The organism is Thalassotalea piscium (genome assembly GCF_030295935.1).
GTDB classification, from domain to species: Bacteria; Pseudomonadota; Gammaproteobacteria; order Enterobacterales; family Alteromonadaceae; genus Thalassotalea_B; species Thalassotalea_B piscium.
In genome coordinates this window covers 3,292,177-3,318,278 of record NZ_AP027362.1, presented here as the reverse complement: position 1 = coordinate 3,318,278, position 26,102 = coordinate 3,292,177, and the positions used below count along the sequence as shown (strand labels likewise).

23 protein-coding genes are annotated in these 26,102 nt (G+C 36.9%); 15 read left to right on the top strand and 8 right to left on the bottom strand.

Features of this window, described 5'->3' with window-relative positions; translation table 11 throughout:
• Window positions 1–87: 87 nt before the first annotated feature.
• The gene (locus QUD79_RS14740) at window positions 88–927 is read right to left on the bottom strand and encodes an isopenicillin N synthase family oxygenase (RefSeq protein ID WP_184424648.1); all 840 of its coding nucleotides are present in this window, start codon (window positions 925–927) and stop codon (window positions 88–90) included.
• Window positions 928–1,345: 418 nt separating this feature from the next.
• Here QUD79_RS14740 and QUD79_RS14735 point away from each other — a divergent pair, with 418 nt between their 5' ends.
• The 7 genes from QUD79_RS14735 to QUD79_RS14705 all read left to right on the top strand — a co-directional run bounded on the left by QUD79_RS14735 (window position 1,346) and on the right by QUD79_RS14705 (window position 11,107).
• Window positions 1,346–1,642 (top strand): hypothetical protein, encoded by a 297-nt coding sequence (locus QUD79_RS14735; RefSeq protein ID WP_184424647.1) that lies wholly within the window; start codon window positions 1,346–1,348, stop codon window positions 1,640–1,642.
• Between the two features lie 129 nt (window positions 1,643–1,771).
• A complete protein-coding gene (locus QUD79_RS14730) occupies window positions 1,772–4,309 on the top strand; it encodes a sensor domain-containing phosphodiesterase (protein WP_221435202.1) in 2,538 nt (845 codons plus the stop codon).
• Between the two features lie 536 nt (window positions 4,310–4,845).
• Window positions 4,846–5,319, top strand: coding sequence for an Lrp/AsnC ligand binding domain-containing protein (locus QUD79_RS14725; protein WP_184424646.1), 474 nt, complete (start codon window positions 4,846–4,848; stop codon window positions 5,317–5,319).
• A 43-nt stretch (window positions 5,320–5,362) separates the two neighbouring features.
• Window positions 5,363–7,018, top strand: coding sequence for a M28 family metallopeptidase (locus QUD79_RS14720; protein WP_184424645.1), 1,656 nt, complete (start codon window positions 5,363–5,365; stop codon window positions 7,016–7,018).
• A gap of 627 nt (window positions 7,019–7,645) precedes the next feature.
• A complete protein-coding gene (locus QUD79_RS14715; RefSeq protein WP_184424644.1) occupies window positions 7,646–8,491 on the top strand; it encodes an HDOD domain-containing protein in 846 nt (281 codons plus the stop codon).
• Window positions 8,492–8,706: 215 nt separating this feature from the next.
• Window positions 8,707–10,131 carry a sodium-dependent transporter gene (locus tag QUD79_RS14710; protein WP_184424643.1) on the top strand — a complete coding sequence of 475 codons (1,425 nt, stop codon included), beginning with the start codon at window positions 8,707–8,709 and terminating at the stop codon, window positions 10,129–10,131.
• 73 nt (window positions 10,132–10,204) lie between these two features.
• Window positions 10,205–11,107 carry a class I SAM-dependent methyltransferase gene (locus QUD79_RS14705; protein WP_184424642.1) on the top strand — a complete coding sequence of 301 codons (903 nt, stop codon included), beginning with the start codon at window positions 10,205–10,207 and terminating at the stop codon, window positions 11,105–11,107.
• Here the strand turns inward: QUD79_RS14705 and QUD79_RS14700 are convergent.
• A complete protein-coding gene (locus tag QUD79_RS14700) occupies window positions 11,104–11,733 on the bottom strand; it encodes a LysE family translocator (RefSeq protein WP_184424641.1) in 630 nt (209 codons plus the stop codon). The genes QUD79_RS14705 and QUD79_RS14700 overlap by 4 nt on opposite strands.
• 10 nt (window positions 11,734–11,743) lie before the next feature.
• Complete coding sequence (locus QUD79_RS14695; protein WP_184424640.1) at window positions 11,744–12,571, bottom strand: DNA ligase; 828 nt, start codon at window positions 12,569–12,571, stop codon at window positions 11,744–11,746.
• 268 nt (window positions 12,572–12,839) lie between these two features.
• Here QUD79_RS14695 and QUD79_RS14690 point away from each other — a divergent pair, with 268 nt between their 5' ends.
• A complete protein-coding gene (locus QUD79_RS14690; RefSeq protein ID WP_246454974.1) occupies window positions 12,840–13,067 on the top strand; it encodes a PGPGW domain-containing protein in 228 nt (75 codons plus the stop codon).
• 8 nt (window positions 13,068–13,075) lie between these two features.
• Here the strand turns inward: QUD79_RS14690 and QUD79_RS14685 are convergent, their stop codons facing one another.
• The gene (locus QUD79_RS14685) at window positions 13,076–13,789 is read right to left on the bottom strand and encodes a DUF3581 domain-containing protein (RefSeq protein ID WP_184424638.1); all 714 of its coding nucleotides are present in this window, start codon (window positions 13,787–13,789) and stop codon (window positions 13,076–13,078) included.
• 139 nt (window positions 13,790–13,928) lie between these two features.
• Window positions 13,929–14,189 (bottom strand): GIY-YIG nuclease family protein, encoded by a 261-nt coding sequence (locus QUD79_RS14680; protein WP_184424637.1) that lies wholly within the window; start codon window positions 14,187–14,189, stop codon window positions 13,929–13,931.
• A 130-nt stretch (window positions 14,190–14,319) separates the two neighbouring features.
• On the opposite strand from QUD79_RS14680, the gene QUD79_RS14675 reads away from it, so the two are divergent.
• Both QUD79_RS14675 and QUD79_RS14670 read left to right on the top strand, forming a co-directional pair.
• Entirely contained in the window at window positions 14,320–15,153 is an 834-nt protein-coding gene (locus QUD79_RS14675; protein WP_184424636.1) for a DUF2797 domain-containing protein, read from the top strand.
• A gap of 728 nt (window positions 15,154–15,881) precedes the next feature.
• A complete protein-coding gene (locus QUD79_RS14670) occupies window positions 15,882–16,727 on the top strand; it encodes an HDOD domain-containing protein (protein ID WP_184424635.1) in 846 nt (281 codons plus the stop codon).
• A gap of 113 nt (window positions 16,728–16,840) precedes the next feature.
• Here QUD79_RS14670 and QUD79_RS14665 read toward each other — a convergent pair whose 3' ends face one another.
• Entirely contained in the window at window positions 16,841–19,588 is a 2,748-nt protein-coding gene (locus tag QUD79_RS14665) for a M16 family metallopeptidase (protein ID WP_246454973.1), read from the bottom strand.
• Window positions 19,589–19,930: 342 nt separating this feature from the next.
• Between QUD79_RS14665 and glnK the strand changes: the two genes are divergently transcribed.
• The 3 genes from glnK to QUD79_RS14650 all read left to right on the top strand — a co-directional run bounded on the left by glnK (window position 19,931) and on the right by QUD79_RS14650 (window position 22,597).
• Entirely contained in the window at window positions 19,931–20,269 is a 339-nt protein-coding gene (glnK, locus tag QUD79_RS14660; protein ID WP_184424634.1) for a P-II family nitrogen regulator, read from the top strand.
• Window positions 20,270–20,277: 8 nt separating this feature from the next.
• The gene (locus QUD79_RS14655; protein WP_184424633.1) at window positions 20,278–21,537 is read left to right on the top strand and encodes an ammonium transporter; all 1,260 of its coding nucleotides are present in this window, start codon (window positions 20,278–20,280) and stop codon (window positions 21,535–21,537) included.
• 121 nt (window positions 21,538–21,658) lie between these two features.
• On the top strand, window positions 21,659–22,597 hold the full coding sequence (locus tag QUD79_RS14650) for a Dyp-type peroxidase (RefSeq protein ID WP_184424632.1): 939 nt from the start codon (window positions 21,659–21,661) through the stop codon (window positions 22,595–22,597).
• Window positions 22,598–22,625: 28 nt separating this feature from the next.
• On the opposite strand, the gene argR (QUD79_RS14645) is transcribed toward QUD79_RS14650, so the two are convergent.
• Window positions 22,626–23,099 carry a transcriptional regulator ArgR gene (gene argR / locus QUD79_RS14645; RefSeq protein WP_184424631.1) on the bottom strand — a complete coding sequence of 158 codons (474 nt, stop codon included), beginning with the start codon at window positions 23,097–23,099 and terminating at the stop codon, window positions 22,626–22,628.
• Between the two features lie 259 nt (window positions 23,100–23,358).
• Between argR (QUD79_RS14645) and mdh the strand changes: the two genes are divergently transcribed.
• Both mdh and argR (QUD79_RS14635) read left to right on the top strand, forming a co-directional pair.
• Window positions 23,359–24,294: a malate dehydrogenase gene (mdh, locus tag QUD79_RS14640; protein WP_184424630.1), complete on the top strand. Its 936-nt coding sequence runs from the start codon at window positions 23,359–23,361 to the stop codon at window positions 24,292–24,294.
• A 148-nt stretch (window positions 24,295–24,442) separates the two neighbouring features.
• Window positions 24,443–24,913 carry a transcriptional regulator ArgR gene (argR, locus tag QUD79_RS14635; protein ID WP_184424663.1) on the top strand — a complete coding sequence of 157 codons (471 nt, stop codon included), beginning with the start codon at window positions 24,443–24,445 and terminating at the stop codon, window positions 24,911–24,913.
• Here argR (QUD79_RS14635) and QUD79_RS14630 read toward each other — a convergent pair.
• Window positions 24,910–26,010, bottom strand: coding sequence for an aldose epimerase family protein (locus QUD79_RS14630; protein ID WP_184424629.1), 1,101 nt, complete (start codon window positions 26,008–26,010; stop codon window positions 24,910–24,912). The genes argR (QUD79_RS14635) and QUD79_RS14630 overlap by 4 nt on opposite strands.
• Window positions 26,011–26,102: the final 92 nt, after the last annotated feature.

The window sequence follows — 26,102 nt, the reverse complement described above, 5'->3', positions numbered from 1 at the left end:
AGTTTCATTAATTAAGTGATCTATTTTATACGCAGTAATTGACTGTTATAACAAGTAGAAATGATCACATAGTTAGTGAGATTGGTATTATTTTACTCCTAATTCTTTTAAGCGTTCTAGTAAGTAACTGGCTTGTGTATGTTTTTCAGATAAAACAACTTCATCTCTTGGGTGTAAAAATAACGGTAATGAAATACGTGATTTTTTCGCGCTTTCGCCTGTAGGATTAACAACTCTATGGCTTGTAGATGGGAAATACCCAGCGGAAGCTTCTTGTAGCATATCACCGATATTTATAATGAGATAACCAAAGTCAGAAGGAACATCTAACCATTCTCCTGCTTGTGACTTAACTTGTAGGCCAGGTTCATTTGCGGCGGGTAAAATAGTAAGTAAATTAATATCTTCGTGCGCAGCGGCTCGTAATGCTCCTGCTTCTTCATTACCTGTTAAAGGCGGGTAATGTAGCACTCGTAATAATGTGTTTGGTGTGCCTTTTATCATGTTAGATAATGGTTCAGAGTAGTTTTTAGCAATATCTTCAGGACTATATTGCTCAACCCAATCAAGTAATTGTGCAGCAAGCGCAGATGTGCTTTCATAATACTCAATTATTTCTCCTTTAAGTTGGCTCGGAATTCTTCCCCACGGATAAATATGAAAATATTCTTTGATGTCTTTTTTAGTGTGGCCCTTTGCTGTTTCTGATATTTCAGTGGCAAAATAACCGTCCTGCTTTTGTGGATCAAACGCAAAGTCTTGAGGGTTACCATGTGTAAAAAATTCATACCAGTTACGATAAATCGAATCAACGAGTGATTGCTTTATGGGATGATTTTTTAAGACACCAAAACCGGTAGATTTTAAACTTTCTACAAAGCGCTCTGCTGCATCATCTGCATGATAATCAACAACTTGAACTTGCATTTTTTTCTCCTGTTAATCTAATTACGGTATTAACCGTATAAAACAGCATGGTTTTAGTACAGTTTAAACTCGTAATATAAGCTAGTAAGAAAGTATATACTTAAACTGTTATAAGATGCGAGCTTAAGTCAACACTGATAAGCGCTTTAAGCTTTTTTATGGCGTCTGTATTTGTAGAGTAAGCCTGTAGTTCTGGCTTACTTCAAAGGTATAAACTCACGTTATTATTGTCTCACTTTGTACACAAAAAAGAGGTTAAATCAGTGGAAGTATACAATTGCCAAGGGCAACCTGGTGGCAGATAACCTTTTATTTATCTGAACTTGTTTTTTAGGCTTTATGTAATGACCTTCAATGCTTATACTAAAAGTGATAGGCAATTGCTTATCACTACTTTCTTACTCAAAAGAGCCTAAATATGAATATAAAAACGCTATGTGGTGTCGCAATTTTTTCTGCTATTTCGGGATGTGCCAATCAATCAAACCCCTGTGAAGATATTCGCATGGCAAATGAGCAACTAAAGCAATGTGAAATTTTACAAAAGCAAATTACCCAAGCCGCCGGAAAGCCAATACTTAGAACAGAGCTAGAGCGTAGGTACCAAGAGTCTTGTATCGATATTCGCTATTACCGAGATGAGCATCAAGACGCCATTTGTGGCAATAAAGAAGAAATGAAAAAAATAGAAAAATCGATAAGTGATAAAAATTAATAACTTACAATAGCCTACACCTAGTACTCTTAAATTATTTTAGTGGAATTATTATTAATAAGGGTTCATTATGTTAATTGTTAATGGAAGTTATAAAGCTGTGATGTCACGGAATTTACAGGTAATCAATTGAATAAAAAAGAGAATGATCTAGCAAAAGAAAGTTTAATTTTACTAGATAAATATCGCAAACTAGAAGCACGGTATACCGCGCTGTTTACGCTTAATCAACTCGCGGTAGATTGCGCTGATCTTAATACCTTTTTTACTCAAGTTCATCATGCTATTTCAGCGATAATGCCGGCTAATAACTTTTATATTGCCATGTACGATCAAGGTGCTCAAACAATCAACTTTGTCTATGAGGTTGATGAAAAAGATTCTTACCCTCCCGGTGAAATGCCTTTTGCTGAGTTAGAAGGCTCAATGACTTGTTATGTGATCAAGTCAGCAAAACCCTTACTTGCTACGCCAGAGCGAATGGAAGAGCTAATTCAAGAGAACAAAATTAAGCAGGTAGGTACTCGAGGTACGGACTGGTTAGGTATACCGTTAATTAGTGATGGCTTTGTTATTGGTGTAATGGCAGTGCAGAGCTATGACGAAACGGTCCGATATCAAGAGCATGATCTAGAGATGCTAACTTTTACCGCGCAACATGTTGTGAATGCGATGATGCGTTTGCAAGATCGCGAGCGATTACAAAAAGCGGTTGATGCCCGAACACGTGAATTAATGGGGCAAATTAGAGAGCGTGAAAAGTCAGAATTGTTACAAGAGTCACTTTATCGAATTTCTGAATTAACCAATGATACTTCACTCGATATAGATAAGTTCTATAGCATGGTGCATAACATTATTGGGCAGTTAATTAATGCAAAAAACTTCTTTATCGCTAAGTATGATGAAGAGCAAGAGTTATTGACCTTTGCTTACCATTCTGATCAACGCAATACTTATACAGATGCTGACTTTGCTCCCAGAAAGTTTGGCAATCACTACACAGAGCTAGTAATTAAATGTGGTAAAGCAATGCTGCTAACTCATGATGACATGATGGCATTATATGAAGCAGGCGAAGCTGTATTACCTCCGAAGGAAACCAAATCTTGGCTAGGAGTGCCGTTGATCCAATCGGGTAAGGTGATTGGTGCCATGGTTATTCAAAGTTATCAAAAAAATGTTATATTTAATGAGCAAGACCAAGAGCTGCTAAAATTTGTTTCTCAGCATGTATCTACCGCAATAAAAAGAAGAGAAATAGCTGATATTGAAAGAGAAGCACATGAATTGCTAGAAAGTCAGGTTAAATTACGGACAGTCGCGTTAGAAGAAGAAATAAAGCAGCGAAAAGAGGCAGAAGCTAAATTAAAGTATGCCGCCACTCATGACAGCTTAACAGGGTTGCCAAATCGTGCAATTTTTGTTGATTTATTAAATCATGCTATCGCTTGTAATGTTCGTCGACCTGAGTTGAAATTTTCTGTTTTATTTTTAGATTTAGATCGTTTTAAAGTAGTTAACGATAGTTTAGGCCATCATGCTGGCGACCAATTATTAAAAGAAGTTGCGCTTGAATTAAAAAGAATAGTACGCACTAAAGATGTGGTAGCGCGGCTAGGTGGCGACGAATTTGTTATTTTGATTGAGGATTTAGAAAGTAATCAAGAGGCATATGATGTTGCACAACGAATAACCGAATACCTTGCTACGCCTTTTTACATAGCTAATCAGGCTGTATTTATCGGTACTAGTATAGGGCTCTTGTTTAATGACCTTCGCTATACTAGCGCTGATTTAATGCTCAGAGATGCTGATACTGCAATGTATCATGCAAAAGATAAAGGAAAGGGGCGTTATGAAGTGTTTGACGCTAGCATGCATAAAAAAGTACAAAATGCGCTGCGTTTAGAAACTGATATTCGTGAAGCCATTATCAAAAGTGAGTTTATTCCACACTTTCAGCCAATTGTGCGCTTAAGCGATGAGGCTATTGTTGGCTTTGAGGCATTAGCTCGATGGGAAAGTGACCAAAGAGGGTTTGTTTATCCTTCAGAATTTATTCCATTAGCAGAAGAAACCAACTTAATTATGGCAATTGATTTTGAAATATTAGAAAAGGCATGCCGACAATTAAAGTTATGGCAAGATCAATTCAAACGCTTCGACCTTTATGTTAGTTGTAACTTATTTGCTAATCATTTTTTTAATCGTACTCTGCCAGGAGATATTATGAAAATATTGAAGGAGGTTGGATTAGATCCAAGCCACCTTCATATTGAGCTTACTGAACGGGCTTTACTTGAAAATACGCATATTGTGCTTGAGAATATGAATGCACTGAAACAAATGGGTATTAAAATTTTACTTGATGATTTTGGTACAGGCTATTCTAGCTTAAGCTATTTACATCGTTTTCCGATTGACGTGCTCAAAATAGATCGATCATTTATTAATAATGTTGATGAACACGATAATCATCAAGCAATTATTAAAGCGATAATCGATTTAGCAACCAATTTACAAATGGCCACTGTGGGCGAGGGAATTGAAAACCTGTCAGATGCCAAGCTACTACAGGAAATGGATTGTATGTATGGCCAAGGGTTTTATTTTTATAAACCTATGCCCGCACATGATTTAGCTAAACACTTGCAACTTCCTTAACAAGTATAAAAGTGCTAAAGGATACTTGTTGTAGCTCATTCATAAAGAAAACTATACCTGGTTAGCTACGTCTCAATTACATCACTTTAATTCGTACAGAATTTGTACCTTAAAGTTCAACGCGCTTAGTGTAAACCTTATCTTAACTTGAGTTTTGGATGACGGATGTACGATCAACACCGATGAAGTTATATTTTTCAATTGTTTATTATAGAACAATCGTATTGCTTATGTAGTTATATATCAATGTTATAAGTGTTGAGTGAATCAAGGCAAGTTTGCGTACCTAATAGCGAGCTATTAGTAGCAAATTTCACGCAGATACGCGCAAAAATCGTGACATTGACGTGCTTAGCTTATCCAGAATTCAGGTTATCTTATTCCCTTATAAACTCTCTGCTTAAACGATTCCTGTAAGACGCTATGTATTACCGCTCAAATAAAAATTACCCTGGGAATAAAATGTGTTTGCGAAAGGGGCATAAATGCAGAATAATCCACGGTATATTATATATTAGCTGAACATGTATACCACGATGAATACAATTACTAGAGCATTGGATAGAATCGATATTGCTATTTTAGACATTTTACAAAAAAACGGTCGAATTTCTAATGCTAATTTAGCTGAAAAAGTTAACTTAAGTGCTAGCCCTTGTTTAGAGCGGGTTAGGCGATTAGAAAAAGAAGGTTTTATTGAAAGCTACGGTGCATTTCTTAACGCTAGTAAGCTTAAATATGGCATGTCTGCATTCATTCAAGTTACACTAGACAGAGCTAATGGTGGTATTTTTAATGAATTTCGCCAAGAGGTGGTAAAAATAAAAGAAGTAGCTGAATGCCATATGGTTGCTGGTGGTTTTGACTATTTACTACAACTACGGTTTGAAAACATTGATGCATACCGTGGGCTATTGGGTGCAATAGTCGAGCTTCCAGGCGTATCGCAAACACACAGCTATATTGTATTAGAGCATGTTAAGCGTGACACAGGTATACCGATACTTTAAAGACTGTTACCTAACAGCTTAAATAATTAAATAAGAGAGAAAAATGAATTTTAAAAGACTCACTTTTACCGGCATTATATTAGGTTTACTTGTTGGTTGTGGCCAGCAAGCGGTTCATCAACCTGAGATTGCTGCTCCAACATCAACAGTTAACCCTGAAAATATAAAAGCACATCTAGAGTTTTTAGCTGACGATACTTTAAAGGGCAGAGATACAGGCAGTAGTGGTTATCAAATTGCAGCAAATTACGTAAAATCTAATTTTAAGCAGTTAGGATTAACACCCATGGGGGAAGGTCGCGGCTTTGAACAACAAGTGACTTTTCGAAAAACTTTTTTAGAGAAAGACAGTGCGTCTTTAACAATCAAAAGCTCAAATGGAACTGTTGAGCTAAAAGAGTTAGATCACTTTATTACTTCTGGCTCACCTATTGAGACTAACTCAATGCTTGAGGCAGAAGCCGTTTTTGCTGGCTATGGTGTAATTGCTGCTGATTTTGGCTACGACGATTACAAAGATTTAGATGTTCAGGGTAAAGTTGTAGTGGTGTTAACAGGCCGCCCTGACGACTTACCTTCAGAAGAGGGGGCGCATTTAGGCTCGAGTAAAGAAAAGCTTAGGCATGCCGCAGAGCGTGGAGCTGTCGGTTTTATTACGATACATACCCCTAAACGAGAGAAAGTGAGAACATTTGAAAAAACGGCAAGTTATGCTAGTAGTCCTCGGTTTACTTGGTTAGATCAAAAAGGAGAACCTTATGGTCATCAGCCAACAATTAAAGGTGCTGCCTATTTGCATCATGATCACGGGCAAGCTTTATTTGTTGACGCTGATCGCAGTTTAGAACAGTTATTTGAAGATGATACTAATAACAAGTCAATTAAAGGCTTTGCTTTAAACACCACTATAAAGTTAAGTACAAAATCACGACACGAAGAAATCACAAGCCCTAACATTATCGCAATGATTGAAGGCAGTGATGAAAAATTAAAAAATGAATACGTGGTATTTAGTGGGCACCTAGATCACATTGGCGTAAGTGAGCATGGTGATCATGAAGATAAAATTAATAACGGTGCACTAGATAATGCTTCAGGTGTGTCAATACTCTTAGAAACTGCTCGACTATTGTCAAGCATGCCGAAGGCACCCAAACGTTCAATTTTATTTGTTGTTGTTACGGGTGAAGAGAAAGGGCTACTAGGGTCTAGCTATTTTGCCAACAATCCTACAGTGCCGTTAATGAGCATGGTCGCAAACGTAAATTTAGATATGCCACTAATTTTGTACCCATTTGCAGACGTGGTTGCGTTTGGCTCTACACATTCAAGCTTAGGCAGTATTGTAGAAACAGCAGCTAATAAAATTGATATTAGTCTCAGCCCAGATCCTATGCCAGAACAAGCATTATTTACGCGAAGCGATCACTATAGCTTTGTTAAACAAGGCATACCTTCTGTGTTTTTAATGACAGGCTTTAAATCAACTGATGTAAACATAGATGGCGGTAAAGTATTTGGCGACTTTTTGAAAAATCATTATCATCAACATAGTGATCAATTAGATTTGCCCATTAACTATGAGGCTGCAGCAAAGTTTGTTCAAGTTAATATGATGATAGGCCTAGAGATTGCTAATCAAGAAAAGCGGCCTACTTGGAACAAAGGCGACTTCTTTGGCAATACTTTTGCGATGTAATTACTATATAACCTCAACTCGGGATAATAAATAGCTCTCTAGCAGCTATTTTTCCTTACTTCTGTGTTAAATTCATAAACAATAGAATAACTATTCCTAATGAATTTGCCTTGAATTAAGAAAAACTATCAAGCTAGTGAGTGGCTACAACCACAAGTCTAGCAATTTCAGGGCATTAACTTATCTCTTAACCCGAGCTAAGGTTACATAATTGAAGTTAAATAGCTTTGCTTACCCTGAAATGGGATAAGATAGCTAAAAGAACCTCTTTTAAAGCACAGCAATGAAAATTGCTGTGTTTTTTAGTTTTATCAGGCATGCCAACAGGTTACACTCATAGTAACTGAAGCAGTTATTGGGAGTAATACCAGTTTCATTAATTAAGTGATCTATTTTATACGCAGTAAAAACAGTCAAATACAAGGCATTTATTTTCATAACTAGTTGTTCTAATTATAAAATAAATAACGCAGTAGTTGACTGTTTTAGCCAGTAGAAATGATCACATAGTTAATGAGATTGGTATAAGCACTCTACACATTCAATGCCTTGCTTTTTCGCCTTTTAGTTGTTGCTAAGTGTTAATTCTGTTGGTTTTAAATAATATATAATGATTGGATTTTTAATATGAACGCATACGAATATGCCATAAAAGCTAATGGCTCATTTGCGCTACCAGACGCGTGTTTTAAAGTTGAATCGCTTATGGAGCAGGAAGACTCTACCATTGAAGACTTTGCTAACGTCATTAGTGTAGACCCTTCAATGACATCGCGTTTATTGCAAATTGCTAATAGTGCGGTATATAGTTTCCCAGGGGAGATTAGTACAATTTCGCGAGCCATTACTATTATTGGTACGCAAGCTATATACAATATGATGTTGGTTGATGTAGCAGCCAGTGCGTTTAAACATTTTTCAAATCAAGCGATTGATCTTAAACGCTTTTGGCGAATGAGCGTGTTTTGCGGCTTAGCAACTAAAAATTTGGCAATAAAGGCAGGAATTCGAGATATAGAACGACTTTTTGTTGCTGGCTTATTACAAAATTTTGGTGAATTAATTGTTGCTAAAGTTACACCAGAATTGGCCACGCAGTGCGAAGCTTATAATGCCGAGCTATTACCATGGTCACTTCAGCAGCAGATACTTAATTTTACTTATACTGATATAACCGCTGAACTATTGAAAATTTGGCAAATTCCTGAAAAAATTATTCTACCGATAAAACATTACAATCAAGCACATAGTATTCAAATAAATAAAGACGTTAAAGTGCTCTATTTAGCGTCAAGACTTGCCTTGGTTGATAGCGACCCTGAAAAATTTACCTACAATGAAACCATTGACCAATCAATGTGTGCTAGCTTATCTATTACCTCTGAAGATCTTGAAGCAGCAGCAGAGTTTGCGGGTAAAGAAGCGGAAAGTATTTTAGCAATTATGGATGCAAAGTTTTTTAGCCCTAATTAAGAAATGGAATATGTTGACCAGGTAAACTTACTTTTTGTTCAAACGCAACATTTTGTATACAGTTAAGAGTACTTTTTGCTGTACTTAACGTAAAGGTAAAAGAAGACATTATGAAAGAACCTTGATAGCATCGAATAATAAGTAGGTAGACCACTGTGGTACTACCGATAAATAATAACAACTTGCCCTAAAAATTATTATAATCAAGGACATTTATGACAGCCGCAAGAGAACACTTTAGTTCCCGAATAGGGTTTATTTTAGCTGCCGCAGGTTCTGCGGTAGGCATTGGTAATTTGGTTGGTTTTCCAGTAAATGCTGCCAAAAATGGTGGGGGTGCATTTTTATTAATGTACGCACTATTTGTTTTCTTTATTTGTTTGCCAGTAATGGTTGCAGAAATGGCCGTAGGCCGGAAAACACAAAAAGAGCCTGTAGGGGCTTATAAAACATTATCCAATGGTAGTAGGTTTTGGAGTTTTGCTGGGTTTTTAGGTGTGTTAACACCTTTTATGATCGCTGTATTCTATATGGTGATAACGGTTTGGATTTTTGGTTATATCTCGATAATATTAGCTGGTAATTTAGATTACCTAGCAACAGGAGCCGCATTCGGCGACTTTATTAATAGCCCATATATTTTTATCGCTATGGCCGTAGTTGCTGCTATCGTTAACTTTATTTTAGTCGCAGGGGTTAAAGACGGGATAGAAAAAGCGGCTAAGGTATTAATGCCAACACTGTTTTTTATGCTGATTTTAATGGTGATATTCGTTTTAACATTAGATAACGCAATGGCAGGTATTAAGTTCTTTATTATTCCTGATATTGATAAAATCACACCTTCTGTGGTTAATGGCGCACTCTCTCAAGCTTTCTTTTCTCTCTCGCTTGGTATGGGGATTTTAATCACTTATGGCTCTTATATCGATCGCAAAACAGATATTGTTGGCTCTGCTAAGTTAGTGGCTTTAACAGACACTGCAATTGCTTTTATTGCAGGCTTAATGATATTACCTGCTGTATTTTCGTTTAATCCAAACGTGAACCCTGCAGAGTTAAGTGATAGTTCAGTGTCGTTGATTTTTACTTTTTTACCTAAAATATTTTTAGCGTTACAAACAAGTATTGGATACTTTGCTGCAAGTGCAGTTGCTGCATTTTTCTTTATCTTGGTATTTTTCGCAGCAATAACATCATTAGTGTCAATTCTCGAAGTACCTGTTTCTTATTTAGTGACAGAGAAGGGTAAAAGCCGTAAAAATGCACTACTTACCTTATTGATGACAGCTGGTATTTTAACTGTTTGTGCGACTGTTTCATTTGGTATGGTGAGCTTCTTTACTGATTTTGTTAACTACGCTGGCGCATCTAAGTCACTCTTTGATGTGATAATTGACATTTTCTACGATACAATTTTGCCACTCAATGGTTTACTACTGTGTATCTTTGTTAGTTACCGTTGGAAGAAAAAACAACTCACTAAAGAGCTGTCTGATGGTAATGAAAGTTATGCTAACTCATGGGTTGAAAAGTATATTAACTTTTCATTAGGTACATTCATCCCTGTGATTGTATGTTTTATTTTTATTAATACTGTACTACAAAAGTTCTTTTCAATTAGTTTATTTGGTTTTTAAATTATTTAAACTTTTTTCGTTAAGGCCGCATAATTTGTTATTATGCGGCCTTAATTTTTTATAGCGATACTATATGATTAACCATATTAACTTTTCTAAATTTCAACAGCATCACCTTCAAAGTCAACGCTTATTTCATGGTCGAGGTCATGCTTATGAGGGGCTATCGCATGTTAATGTTGATTGGTTTTCTCCGGTTATCTTTATCACACTTTATCAAGCAGTATCGCCACAATGGTTGACTTGTCAGGTGGAGGGGCTTAAAGAAAAAGTAAGCGGCTGCCAATCAATACAAGTACAACATCGCTATATAAAGTTTGCTCCCATAGAGGTACTTTGGGGGGAAAACATAGAGAAAGCGGTAGCAGTAGAGCAGGAATTAAATTATCACTTAACATTAGGTAAGTCGCAAAATTTAGGTCTTTTTTTTGATATGGCTAACGGCCGAGAATGGGTTAAAGCACATGCAAGTGATAAAAATATATTGAATTTATTTTCTTATACCTGCGCGTTTTCTGTTGCGGCCTTAGCAGGCGGAGCTAGGCAAGTTGTTAATATTGATATGAGTAAAGCTTCTTTATCAAAAGGGAGAGAAAACCATAAGCTTAATCAGCAAGACCTCAGTAAAGTAAAATTCGAAGGGGTAGATATCTTTAAGTCTTATGCTCGACTAAAGAAGTATGGACCTTATCAAATGTTAATTTGTGATCCGCCTTCCTTTCAAAAAGGTAGTGTTAACATTGAGCGTGACTATAAAAAAATTATTAAACGACTACCTGAACTTATGGGTAATAACAGTGATGTTATATTATGTTTAAACTCTCCAGACTTAGATGAACAGTTTTTATTAGCAGAAGTTGCAAGGGAATGTCCCCAATGTCATTTTCAATATAAAATAGAAAACCCCTCAGTATTTAAAGAGGCTGAACAGGGCAAAGGGCTAAAAGTATTGTATTTTAAATACCAAACAGTTTAATTAAGCACTACACGAGCAGCGAGTAATATTAAGAAGCCGCCAGTTATTTTATCTACAATATGGCTGTTATGTTTTAACTTCTCTAAAATAGGCCCTCGAGACAACGCATAAGCAACTATCACATACCAAAGTGCATCAATTATACCTACAGTAGAAGTCATTATTGCTTTTTGCTGCCAAGCTGCATTTTCATCAACAAATTGGCTAAATAAAGCGAGAAAGAATATTGCTAATTTAGGGTTCAAAAATGCAATCAAAAAACCATCTCGCCAACCATTAATGTTTGTTGTGACGTTTGCGTTATTACCGTTAGAGTTTTCATTAGTTAAGTTAATCGACTGCTTTTTACTCATTAGCGCTTTAATGCCAAGGTATACTAAAAAAGCGGCTCCAGCGTATTGAATTATAGCGTATAACGTTGGCGATTTAACGATGATAATGCCAATGCCAGTCGCAGTAATTGCTGCATAAAGCGCAACCCCAAAACCATGACTTAACGCTGTAGCATATCCTTGTTTAGAGCCACCATTAAGAGTGTTTCTAATTACAAGCGCTAAACTAGGGCCCGGAGAGAGCGCACCTAGAATACAAATTGTCACTAAAGATAACCATAAGTGCAACTCCATTTATACCCCATTACTGTTTATTACGTAAAAAACTAGCAAATCTTGGCACACCTCGATCGGTTTTACCAATATATTTATAAGTAATTTCGCTACCAATAGGTGGAGGGGTTCTTCGTTCTTTATCGGAAAATCCAGAGCCAATTTTAAATACCAAGCCGTCTTTGTTTTTGACTAATAATGCGCCGAGCATGTTTTTATATTTACCTTTACCTGAAATATGCTTTAACACCACACCTTCCTCATCTTGATAGGGTTTGAGCTTGAGTAATGCTTTGTTGCGCCCTGGTTTATAGTAAGCATTTTTACTATGAAGCATTAATCCTTCACCACCTAGAGCGACTATTTGATCAAGCATACTAAAGAGTTCTTCTTCGCTATTTATACTAAATTGTTCAACCATTTTTATCGTTTTACTGGGTGCATTATTAAGTAGTTGTTTTATTTGGTTAAGTCGTTGGGTGAAGTTTGCTTTACTTTTTGGTAAGTCAAATACCCTAAACTCAATTTCACGCCAACAACTCGGCTCAGGTATTTTTTTTCTTACACAAGATACTGTTTTTTGAAAGCCTCCTCGACTGTGCCAAAGTTCACCATCAAAAGGTACACTAGGCCAGTTGTCACTATAACCTTTAGGTAAATTAATTGGATTGCCTTGTCGTGTATACATCTGTTGGCCGCTCCAATATCCACGCACACCGTCAAGTTTTTCGCTGACCCAATACTGCCTAATATCTAAATTATTATGGTAATTGACACTATGTTGTATCGCTGGCTTTTTAGCGTATACATTTGGCGTGAACAAGCTAACGAGGAAAATTAAATAGATGAAGGGTTTCATGTTGAACTTCCTTGTTCATATTATCGATAATAAAAGTATAGCCACGATGTTCATAATTGGGGGATTATTTCACTAAATATTAGCGAAAAATTACATTTTTGATGCCTTTGGAATGTTTATATTGCTTAAGTTCTTCACAAGTAACTGAATGTATTGCACTTAGTTGTTTGGCGTTAAACTTGCTTGCATTAATTTAACATATAAATAATACCAATCCGTATAAAGAAGGGATCACTTTATTATGCGGGTTAGTGTGAGGAGTGATACATTGAATAATATAAAGCGATTTTCTTTAACTGTTTTAGGTGCGTTGTTCTTGGTCCTTGGTGTGATCTTTATATTATTACCAGGGCCTGCCGTTATTTTTATTCCACTAGGCCTTGGTTTGCTAAGTTTTGAGTTTGATTGGGCAAAGCGCTGGCTAAAAGTTTGCCAACGCTGGATGAGAAAAAGTGCAGTTAAAATGGATAAACTAGTAACAAAATATAAAGCATAGACTCTATGCTATGCCTTAGCATAAAAGTCTGCTTTTTTAGTGTTATAAATTTCAACAATCTCATTAATAGTCTCTTGTTCATAAGGGCGTAGGCCACTTAGGATCATGTGCTTTTTGCCATGACCAATTACTTTACTATCAGCAACTAAATTAAATATCAGGTCTGCCACGCCTCGTTTTCCATCAATAGAAAGTGTGGTGTTAGCTAATTCGAGTGTAACTGCTTTGAAAGCTAAACTTTCCAGATGAATTGACATGCTTTCATACATAATCATTGGTCTGGCAGGATTTATCATCACTTTTTCTTTCGCCATTAAATCAACCAATATGTGTGGAAATGTGTGACCAGAAAACTCTACATAAGCTTTGATTAGTGCATTAATTGTTTCTGCACTGTCGGTGGTTTTGCCACTCACTTCGACTGATAAGTATTCTTTACCATTATCATCAGTAATATGTGCTTTTTCCTCAACACTCTTAGGAAAGTTTAAAAAAATATTATCGTTAACCATGCCTGAAAATTTAAAAGTCATGTTTTGAGATAGTCCGGCTCTCTCTAAAATAATAGCAAAAAGTAAATCGCCAGGTACACAAAATCGTTTTGCATCAATATCATGTAATGGATTGAAATCATCAGCTATTTTTTTAGCAAAATCACTTGCTTGCTGACGAGTAAAACTGATTTTATTATTCTTATTGTGACAATAACTTTCAAGAAACATAATAACTACTTTATATATACAGGCTAAAAACCGACGCATTCTATCAGTACTAGCGATAAAAAGTCGAAATAAAATTAAAATATTAACTCAGCAGACCAGTAAAGACGGGGCTTTTGAGCAATCTGTTTTACATCTTAATTTAAGGCAGATGAGTAATAAGCTGCTCTTTTTGTTTTTTATTTAACCGCTTTAATTGACATTCTCGCTTGCTTGCTGCACTTCTATTTTCGTGTATTTCGTTATATACCAGTTTTACCGGTCTTCGAGCGCGAGTGTATTTTGAGCCTAGCTTATTGCAATTGTTATGTTGATTTAAACGTAAATTAATATCTGTGGTTATGCCAGTATAAAGACTGTTATCGCTACAGCGTAATAAGTAGACATACCATGTTTTAGACAAGTGTTAATTTCCACAATTTATAAGTTAGGTGAATTTTATCTGCGATTAACAACCACTAAGCTAACAGTTCTAGTCTAGTGACGCGTTTTTCAGTACTATACCACCATAGAATTTTAAAGAGAATAACACAATGGTTTCAACCGAATACGGTGCGCTTAAAAAAATGATCGGCCAATTGGATTCAGAGGGAAATGTGAGCTACCAGCTGCCAATTGGTGAAGAAAAAATTTCAATGAACGATTATCTGGGTAAAACGATAACGCTGACTTATCGCGGAGAAATTAATTGTTGCCATTGTGGTAGAAAAACTAAAAAAAGCTACTCACAAGGTTTTTGTTTTCCTTGTATGCAGAGGCTTGCTCAATGCGATATGTGTATAATGAAACCGGAAACTTGTCACTTTGATAAAGGTACTTGCAGGGAGCCTGAATGGGGCATAAAAAACTGTATGATCCCTCATTATGTTTACTTGGCGAATACCTCTGGTTTGAAAGTAGGTATTACTCGACATACACAAATACCAACACGCTGGATAGATCAAGGTGCAACTCAGGCACTACCTATTTTTAAAGTAAGTACTCGCTTACAGTCTGGTTTAGTTGAAATAGCATTAGCTGAATTTATTGCTGATAAAACCAATTGGCGTGCAATGCTAAAGGGCAACGCTGATCCCATTAACCTTAACGATAAAGCAAACCAGCTACGTCCAAAAATAGAAAAAAAGTTGATGGAACTTGGTAGCAGGTTTGGAGCCGAAGCCATTGAGCCGATTGAACAAGAGGTTGTGGCGTTGAAATTTCCGGTATTACAATTTCCTGATAAAGTAACCTCTTTTAACTTTGATAAGACCCCTATTGTTAGCGGGGTATTGCAAGGTATTAAAGGGCAATACTTATTACTAGATACGGGTGTAATTAATATGCGTAAATTTGGCGCTTATCAGGTGAGTTTTACAGCAGATTAAATAACCTGAGTTCGGGCCAAGCTAAGTACACCAAAGCTAAGGTTTTCGCGCGTATCTGCGTATAATTTGCTACTAATAGCCAGCTATTAGGTACACAAATCAGCCTTGATTCACACAAAACTTTTAGCATTGGTTGAGTTACAATGCACCTAGTACTTATAAAAAGTCACCTAAAGCACTGTAAAATATTATTTTAAATGTTTTTATGCACATCCATTATCTCGAACTCAGGTTAAATAATGTGCGCGATGTTATGTTAAGTAGCTAGTATGAGTAATTGCTAAATGATTGCGATTTTTAGGGCCTGTTGATCTTTCCTTTTAGGCTCTGCTATAGGTTGCTTTTTTGAGATAACAACACGAAAATAGTGCAATGCAGTTATTCACCCTTAACTATTTTTAACGTAGTTAGGTTGAAAAATAGCCATAGCCCTTTGGGCTGCCTTGAAAAAGCATCACTCTTTGTTGCTTAATGTGCATTTGGAACAACTAAACATTACATTAAGCGCCTCGATTGACACCTATTTAAGTGCAACAGAGCTATAGACTGAAAGATCAACAGACCCTAGTGGTTTTTGAATTTTTATGGCTACAAAGTTATAAAATTAACGTCTATACTGTAAATAAGCAGTTTAGTTAATGCTATGCGCACTGTAGAATAGTTACTTTAGTTAGATTGAAGTTACTTCAATCGTATTAGTTTATTTTTCATATTTTGGGATGTTTAGGATGGATGCTGAAGACTACGCTGATCAGGCTGGTGAAATGTTTGTTTTATCTGATTCTTTTATCCGTATTAAAGAGTTAATTGATGATGAATCTTCAACAATTGACGATATTGCAGATATTATTTTATTAGACCCGGCGTTAGCTAGCACTATCTTGAAGTTAGCTAATAGTCCATTTTTTAGTTATCCGGGTAAAATCGATACTATTTCTAAAGCAGTATTGGTTTTAGGAATAACCGAGGTATATAACTTAGTAATTGCCTATTTTGCGACTGAAACGTTTAAGTCGATTAAATGCGATGCCCAGTTCTTAGAAGAGTTTTGGGAAAGCAGTGTTGATACCGCATTAATAATTAAATACATTGGCTTTAAATTACGTATGCCTAATGCAGAGCGTTTATTTATTTTAGGCTTGTTACATAATGTAGGCGAGCTAGTTATGCAGCAATTAGCGCCTGAAAAAGCTGCGAAAGCCGCGAATTTATCTTCTGGTCAATTACCTTGGCAGAAGCAGCAAGCAGTATTTGATTTTACCTATGCTGAGATGAGTGCAGAACTGCTGAAAGAGTGGCAGCTTCCCTTTAGTATTGTGGAACCGATCCGTTACCAAAATAAAGACGACTTTGAGTTTAGTACAGCAGAAACCAAGCTTTTATATTTAGCGAAAAGAGTAATGTTAGCCAATTATCAGTGTAGTGATATTAAGCAAGAGCACTTAATTTCTCCAGATAAATTAGCGGAAGTTGGTATAGACAAAGCACTTATTAAAGAAGCAAATGAATTTTGTGATTTGGAACGATTAGGTATTTTAGCGGTACTAAACCCTGGTTCTGCAATGATTTACTAGTACGTTACTGCACTGTGGAAAATATGGCATTAATTGGTTGAATTTCTCTTTTATTTTAGCCTAATGTATTAAAAAAAACGCTTGCCCAGGCAAGCGTTTTTCGTTTTATTTTACTACTTTTCAACTTTACTCATATCACCGGCTTTAATAATAGTAAAAGCGTCAACTGAAAGGTAACGACGTATTACTTTGTTAACATCATCAACAGTTAACTGTTCAATTGCTTGCTCATACTTTTTACTAAACTGCATAGTGCGTTCTAAACGTAGGTTACTATTTAACTTACCAGCAAGTTCTCTATCTTGCGAGCGGCTTACTTTACGACCTTGTAACATACCTGACTTAGCGCTTGCTACTTCTTCTTCAGTAAATCCATCTTTAATTAAACGTTCAATCTCTTCTTTAAAACCAAGCTCTACTTTGTCCAAGTTTTGTGGGGCACAAATTGCGTACGCCCCTAGAGCTGCACGTTGATCTTGTGCGCTTAAGTTTAGAAATGAACCTGCGCCATAGCTTAACCCATCTTTTTGGCGTAAGCGTGTAGCTAAGCGACTATTTAAGAAGCCACCACCTAGCATATAATTGCCTAGTGTTAAGGCTGGTGCATCTTTATGGTTTTCACCAACAGGCAAGCTTGCTGACGCAACAAAAGTCGCATTTTCTTTGTCTGGAGTGTCAAAGTTTAAAGCTTCTACTGTTAATGCTTTATAAGGGCTTGCTACACGTTTATAAGTCGCCTTACTTTGCCAGTTTGAAGTGATCTCTTCTAATGTTTTAGTAATAAGTTTTTGATCAAAATCACCAGTAACAGTCACCTGCATTTGGTTTGCACCGTAAAACTTCTGATGAAAGTCTTTTACTTGATCTAATGTTAATGACTCTAAATCAGCCAAAGCTTCTTCATAGGTTGGTGTGTAGTTTGGGTGTCCTTTTGGATATGGGCTTTGATGACGTGCGTAAGCTCTAAATGCAATCGACTGTGGATCTTGTAATTGCTGTTCTATTGCTACCTTTAATTCACTTTTATATAAATCAAATTCTTTTTCAGTAAAGGCTGGTTGTTGTAATACTTCAGCGACTAACTTCAGCGTTTCGTTCAAGTTTGCTTTCGTCGTATTGATAGATGCGTAAGCATTTTCGCTTCCACCACCAACACGAACTTGCGATTCAAGCTTATCAAAAGCTTCTTTTAGCTGCTCTCGGGTATAGTTTTTACTACCGCGCATTAACAACGCACCTACAGCACTTCCAACAGTGTTTAGTCCATATAGCGATTTTTCATCACCCATTTGCAGATTTAAGCTAACAACTACAGATTCACCACGAGTTTTCTTAGGTAATAAAGCAACTTTAACACCACTTTCTAGTGTTAATACTGCTGTGCGCTGATCAATATTGTCATGAGAAGGGTCAAATGCTTCTCCCTGTGCAACTTGTTCTCTACCTTTATAGCCTTCAAGCATTTTACTTACATCTTCAACTTGAGGTATTTCAACACGCTCTGGATTTTCAGCAGGAATAAACTTGCCTAAAGTACGATTGTTTTGAACAAAATATGCTGTTGCTACACGTTGTACATCTTCAACAGTTACCTTCTCTAAACGATCTCTATTTAAAAACAGTAAGCGCCAATCGCCCATTCCTAACCATTCACTTAGGTTAAGCGCTACGCCTTCTGAAGAATTAAACGATAAGTTTATATTTTTTAATAAAGTACGCTTTGCTCTTTCAACTTCTTCTTCAGTAATTGGAGCTGTGTTGATACCTTCTAATGTACTAAGTAGAGATTTCTTCGTATCTGCAAGGTTGTTATCTTTATCAACTTGAGCGACAAAAATAGCCACTCCTGGCTCTTGCCATTGAAAGTTGAAGCCTGCGGTACTGGTAGCAAACTTATTCTCAACAACTGCTTTGTGTAAACGGCCGTTTGGCGTGGCAGAGAGCACTTCATTTAATACGTCTATTGCTGCAAAGTCAGGATGAGAGCCTGCTGGTACATGATATAAAGCAGTTAACAGTTTAATGTCACCCACTCGGCGCACGGTAACTTCTCTTTCACCATCTTGTGCTGGCTCTTGCGTATAGAGTGGATTAATGACGCGTGTTGGCTTGGCAATTTCACCAAATGTTTGATTAATTTTTTTCAGAATTTCTTTACTATCAAATTTCCCCGCAACAATAAGTGTTGCGTTATCTGGTTGATAATATTTACGGTAGAAGGCTTGTAATCGATCAATTGGCACATTCTCTAAGTCAGCGCGTGCTCCAATGGTTGATTTTCCATAATTATGCCACTCATAGGCAGCGGCCATTGAGCGTTGTAAAGTAATTCTAAAAGGATTATTTTCACCACGTTCAAATTCATTTCGTACAACCGTCATTTCACTGTCTAAGTCTTTTTTAGCAATAAACGAATTGACCATACGATCGGCTTCCATATCTAAAGCCCAATCAATGTTTTTTTCAGTTGCTGCAAATGTTTCAAAGTAATTAGTTCGGTCAGTCCATGTTGTACCGTTAGGTCTAGCACCATGAGAGCTTAATTCTGCTGGAATGTCTTTATGTTTTGGCGTGCCTTTAAATACTAAATGCTCAAGTAAATGTGCCATGCCTGTTTCACCGTAGTTTTCGTGCTTAGAGCCTACGTGATAAGTAACATTTACTGTAACGGTTTCTTTGGTTTGATCAGGAAACAATAATACTTGAAGACCATTAGCGAGTTTATACTCACTGATGCCTTCAACTTCCGTTACCTTCATTATTTTATTTTCAGCATTTGCTGCGCCGCTATATGCTGACGTAGTTAGCATTAATGCCGCAGCTGCTACTATGCTTGGCTGCTTTATCCATCGATTTAACATCTTATGTTCCTGATTTATGTTTAAGACGGACATACTCTACCAAATTTGTTAATGCTCTGTTAAGCACTCTTGGTACTTATTGCTTAATATTATACATCTATACTCTTTTAAGCTTTTTTAGGCGTGCACTATATCTGCTCATAGCTAGACATTTTAAGCACTAATAAAGTGCAACCTCGAAATTATACTTAGTAGTAAAATACTTAAGTTCTTATTATTTAAAGTTAAAATATTTTGGCATGTTGATTGATTAGCTTAGGGTCTGGTGCTCTTTCTTTTTAGGCTCTGCTATAAACTGAAAGATCAACAGACCCTCAGTTAAATAATTAATAAGGATTATCAATGAAATTAATAAGCGCAATTATTAAACCCTTTAAACTTGATGACGTTAGGGAGGCAATTTCTTCAGTTGGGGTTGAGGGCTTAACTGTCAGTGAAGTTAAAGGTTTTGGCCGACAAAAAGGCCATACAGAGCTTTACCGAGGAGCTGAATATCAAATTGATTTTTTGCCTAAAGTAAAATTAGAGATCGCTGTAAAAGATGATGCTGTTGAACGTTTAATTTTGGCAATAACTCAATCGGCTTATACAGGTAAAATAGGTGATGGAAAAATATTTGTCGTAAATCTTGAGCAAGCTTTGCGTATTCGTACTGGCGAAACTGACTTAGCTGCACTATAGGGGGCGTTATGGAACAAAATATCTTTCACCTTCAGTATGCACTTGATACCTTTTATTTTCTTGTTTGCGGCGCTTTGGTCATGTGGATGGCTGCTGGTTTCTCAATGTTGGAAGCTGGTTTGGTTCGTTCAAAAAACACTACTGAAATTCTCACTAAGAATGTCGCACTTTATGCTATTTCATGCACTATGTATTTAGCTTGTGGTTACGAACTTATGTACGATGGAGGCTATTTTCTTAATAATATTACGATGATAGATCTTGAAGCTACGTTACATCAGTTTGGCCAACGTGAAGGTGGATTTACTGGAGATGCTATATATTCACAAGCATCTGATTTCTTCTTTCAAGTGGTTTTTGTTGCTACCGCGATGTCGATAGTATCCGGTGCAGTCGCTGAGCGAATGAAACTATGGGCATTCTTAATTTTTACGGCGGTATTAACAGCAGTTATTTATCCGATAGAAGGGAGCTGGACATGGGGAAATAATACCGTTTTTGGGCTTTATAAATTGAGTGAGCTTGGCTTTTCCGATTTTGCGGGTTCAGGTGTTGTTCATCTTGCTGGTGCTTCAGCTGCGCTGTCTGGTGTATTATTACTTGGAGCAAGAAATGGTAAGTATAGTGCAAACGGGAAAGTGAATGCTATTCCAGGCGCTAATCTACCATTAGCGACACTAGGAACATTTATTTTATGGATGGGCTGGTTTGGTTTTAATGGTGGTTCAGTATTGAAATTAAGTGATATTGGCAACGCTAATACCATTGCTGCGGTGTTTGTAAATACTAATGCTGCAGCCGCAGGTGGTGCACTAGCAGCATTAATATTAGCCAAAACTTTATTTAAAAAAGCTGATTTAACCATGGTATTGAACGGTGCGTTAGCGGGGTTAGTTGCAATTACGGCTGAACCATCTACGCCTTCGCCATTGCAAGCAACCTTGTTTGGCGCACTAGGTGGGCTTTTAGTTATTGTCTCTATTATTGGTTTAGATCGCTTAAGAATTGATGATCCTGTTGGCGCTATTTCTGTTCATGGTGTCGTAGGGTTGTTTGGTTTATTAATTGTGCCAATAACTAATAAAGTGGCTACTTTTAGTGGCCAAATTATTGGTGCAGTCACCATATTCGCATGGGTATTTATTGCAAGCTATAGCGTTTGGTTGTTACTAAAAGTTACCATGGGGATCAGAGTAAGTGAAGAGGAAGAATACGAAGGTGTTGATAAGTCTGACTGTGGTTTAGAGGCATACCCAGAGTTTACGTAACCTATTTTATGCCCTTTCGTCGTTAAGGTTTCTATTTTAAATTAAACAGTTACTGTCAATTGTTGAAAAATGTGTAAAATTACCCTAATTAGCAGTAATGCATTAGTTTTAGGAGCTGTAAATGGCTAGAGAACAATTTGGTATTTGCGCAGAGCCGAGCTTACACGGGTACTATTTATTATTTAATGTATTGGATGATAATAATGACTATATTCGTCAAGCATTATCGCGACTTCCAGCGTTATTTGATAAGTATGCAGATCGGTTTTCAGAAAGTAACTTAACCGGTGTAATTGCTATTGGTTCAAACTATTGGGACGAACTTTTCCCACAAGCTAGACCGAAATATTTACAGCCTTTTAGTGAAGTCTCTTGCGACGATCGTATAGCACCAGCAGTGAATTACGACTTATATATTGAAGTAAGAAGTGACCGCGCAGACGTTAATCATATTGTTGCGGGTAAAGTCTGTGCATTACTGGCTGACAGTGTAGATTTAGTTGAGCAAATTAGAGGTTTTCGATTTCTTGATGGCCGAGACCTAACAGGATTTGTTGATGGAACAGAGAACCCAAAAGGGCGACACCGCAGAGATGTTGCACTTGTCCATGCTGAAGACGATGACAGGTTCTCTAGTGGTAGTTATTTACATATTCAGCGCTATCGCCATAATTTAAATCATTGGAATACACTCGAAGTCAAAGAGCAAGAGGATGTCTTCGCCCGTACTAAAGTTGATAACGAAGAATATACCTCAGAAAATAAACCTCATACTTCTCATACTAAACGAACAAGTTTGAAAAATGAGCAGGGAGAAAGCATAGAAATTTTAAGACAAAGTATGCCTTATGGCGATATGAAATTGCAGGGGTTATTTTTTGTTTCATACTGTCGTTCACCGGAGCCTTTCAACCTGATGCTGAAAAGTATGATAATAGGTGACGAAAATGGTAATTTTGACCATATGCTTAAATACACGCAAGCTGAAACAGGTGCTGCTTTTTTTGCGCCAAGTTTAAATATATTGGCAGAATTAATGAAAGTTGAAGATGATAGTTAACTCGACCCTAAGCCTTAGGGTCTATATGTTACGTCAGATTTTTAGAAAATAATAATTCGAGTTGTGCAATAGTTTGCTTAATTTCAGCTACCTTGGTCGGAGCGATAAAAATAGTATCATCGCCAGCTATTGTGCCAAGCACACCATCATTTTTACTTAAACTATCTAATAGTCTTGCGATTAACTGTGCTGCGCCTGGGCTTGTACGAATAATTATCATAACGTCGTTATGTTCAATATCTAATACCAGCTGTTTCAGCGGACTTTTTGCTGTTGGTACACCAAGCTCTGCAGGCAAGCAATACACCATATCTTGGCGTGCATTACGTGTGCGAACAGCGCCAAACTTACTGAGCATACGCGAAACTTTAGATTGACTAATATTATCAAATCCTTCGTTTTTTAATGCGTCAACTATTTCACCCTGAGAGCCAAAATGCTCTTGTTTTAGCAGGTCTTTAAAGGCTTGTACTAAAGCTTCTTGTTTTTGTTGTACTGTCATAAAACTCACTAATTATTAATTTAGATGAGACAGGCTTAAATAGAGCACGAGAATAATTTTTTAATCGCTATAGAATTACAATCGTATATCTAACCTGCTTAAATGTCCTGCTATAATACCATAGTATTATTTTAATAATTCAATTATACGGTATCCTTGTATGCCATAACAGATGAATAATAATTGTTTTTTGGTGCTTGATACTATATCTTTTGGGCAGCAAAAATTTACGTATTTACTCAAATTTTGGAGACAACCCATGAAAGTAGCAGTCTTAGGTGCCGCAGGCGGTATCGGTCAAGCGTTATCATTACTCTTAAAAACTCAATTACCAGCAGGTTCTGAATTATCATTATATGATGTTGCACCCGTTGTACCTGGTGTTGCTGTAGATTTATCACACATACCTACTGCTGTTAAAGTTGCAGGGTATGGTGCTGATGCATTAGCTGAAGCGTTAACCGGTGCCGATATTGTTATTATTCCAGCAGGTATGCCTCGTAAGCCAGGAATGGACAGAGCTGATTTATTTGCTGTTAACGCGGGTATCATTAAAACGTTAGCTGAAGGTATTGCTGCAAACTGTCCTAAGGCATTGGTGGGTGTAATTACTAACCCTGTAAATGGCACAGTACCTATTGTTGCTGAAGTATTTAAAAAAGCAGGCACTTATGACGCTGCTCGCGTTTTTGGTGTTACCACATTAGATGTTATTCGAAGCGAAGCTTTTGTTGCGGAATTAAAAGGATTAGACGTAGCAAAAACAAGTGTACCGGTTATAGGTGGTCATTCAGGTACTACTATCTTACCTTTATTATCACAAGTTGAAGGTGTTGAATTTACTGATGAAGAAGTTGCAGCCTTAACTCCACGCATTCAAAACGCGGGCACTGAAGTGGTTAATGCTAAAGCCGGTGGTGGTTCAGCCACTTTATCAATGGGCGCAGCAGCGGCACGTTTTTGTATGTCTTTAGTTAAAGGTTTACAGGGCGAAAGTGTTGTTGATTATGCCTATGTTGAGGTAGAAGGCGGCGACGCTTCTTATTTTGCACACCCTGTGCGTTTAGGTAAAAACGGTGTTGAAGAAATTTTATCTTACGGTAAATTAAGTGCATTTGAAGAAAAAGCAAAAAATGACATGCTAGCAACACTTAATGCTGACATTAAAGAAGGTGTTGATTTTATCAACGGCTAAATCTACTACCTTTTTCAATTAGTATTAAAACCGTCTAAAGGGCGGTTTTTTATTAATTAAAAATTATTTGAAAAATAAAATCACTAGGATATTACCTACTAACTCGGTAAAATCAGGCTGAATTAACAGTTATTGGCTTTTGATAATGATCTCTACGCGTAAAAAAAATGAAGCGGAATTAGTTTTCGCATTTAAAGCGTTGTTGCACGAACAATGTTATGGCTCTCAAGGACAATTAGCTGATGCATTAGCAGAGCAGGGCTTTGCTAATATGTCGCAAGCAAAAATATCACGTTTATTGTCTAAGCTTGGTGCCGTTAAAATGCGAAATACCAACAATGAAGTGGTTTATATTCTTCCCGACGAGCTAGCTATTCCAAGATCAAAACAAGCGATCGAGTCAGTTGTTATGAGTGTGAAGCATAACAACATGCAAATTATTGTTAAAACAGGTATCGGCGGCGCACCATTAATTTCACGTATGCTTGATAGTTTAGGTGAATCTGCTGGTATTTTAGGCACATTAGCAGGTGACGATACTATTTTTATTGCGCCATCTGATATTAATAAAATTGCGGAAATTACAATAGATATCCGTAAGAAGCTAGGCTTAGGTTAAGCTTTTGGTTTTATCGTATCGAATTGATAACGTGTTTTACTATAAAATGGTGTATCAGGTTGGAGCATTACTGGCGTTAAATCATTAATATACTCTTTTGTAACAGCTCTTACAGGCTCTAAGCAAAGTGCGGAACGAGCCTGATAACGAACATTGTTTTTACCAGCATGGCTTCCGTCGATATAGTTTGCTGTATATATAATCATGCTAGGCTGATCAGTATAAATGGTCATTCGTCGACCTGAATTCGGTTCTTCTAATATTGCAGAAAATTCAATGTATTTTGAAGCTGCATCATTAAGCAACCAGTAATTATCATAACCTTTTCCAATAATTATTTGCGCGTCATTACTGTCTATGTCGTCACCAATACGCTTACTCTTTCGAAAGTCGTGTACAGTCTCAGTCACAGGCATTAGATCACCTGTTGGGTAAACTTCATCATTCATTGGCAGGAAGTGTGATGCATTTAACGTTAATTTATGGTCGTTAATATTACCACTAGCATGGCCCGCCAAATTAAAGTAACTGTGCTGAGTTAGGTTAATAATCGTTGCTTGATCGGTATTTGCAAAATACTCAATCTCTAATGCGTTATTGTCGAATAGGGTATATTGAACTGTTAAATTTACCGTGCCAGGAAAGCCTTCCTCACCGTCTGGGCTGGTATAATTAAGTGTTAAGCATACACTAGAATCGGTTACTGCTTTGCTAGCTTGCCATAAGCGTTTATTTAACCCTTTAAAGCCACCATGTAACTGACTATTACCTGCGTTAAGTGTTAATTGATATTCTTTAGCGTTAATAGAGACTTTGCCATTTTTAATACGGCCCGCATAACGACCGATAACGCCGCCAAGGTAATAGGTGTCATTTTCGTAATCTTCAGCACTACTATAACCTAGTACTATGTCGTCAAATTCTCCTGAATTGTCAATAACAGATAAACTAACAATAATAGCGCCATAGTTGCTTATACTGATCTTTGTGCCTGAGCGATTAGTTAATTCAAAAAGCTGAACGGCCTCCCCACTGCTTAGGTGACCGAAAGGTTTTTCGGTAATTTTATTACCTTCTGTTAAATTCGTTGATTTCATAGGGGGTTATTACCTTAAAGCCCATACGGATTAATGATATATAGTTTAGATGTTGTAGAAGTTGCTGAATTTCAGGCACAAAAAAAGCGAAA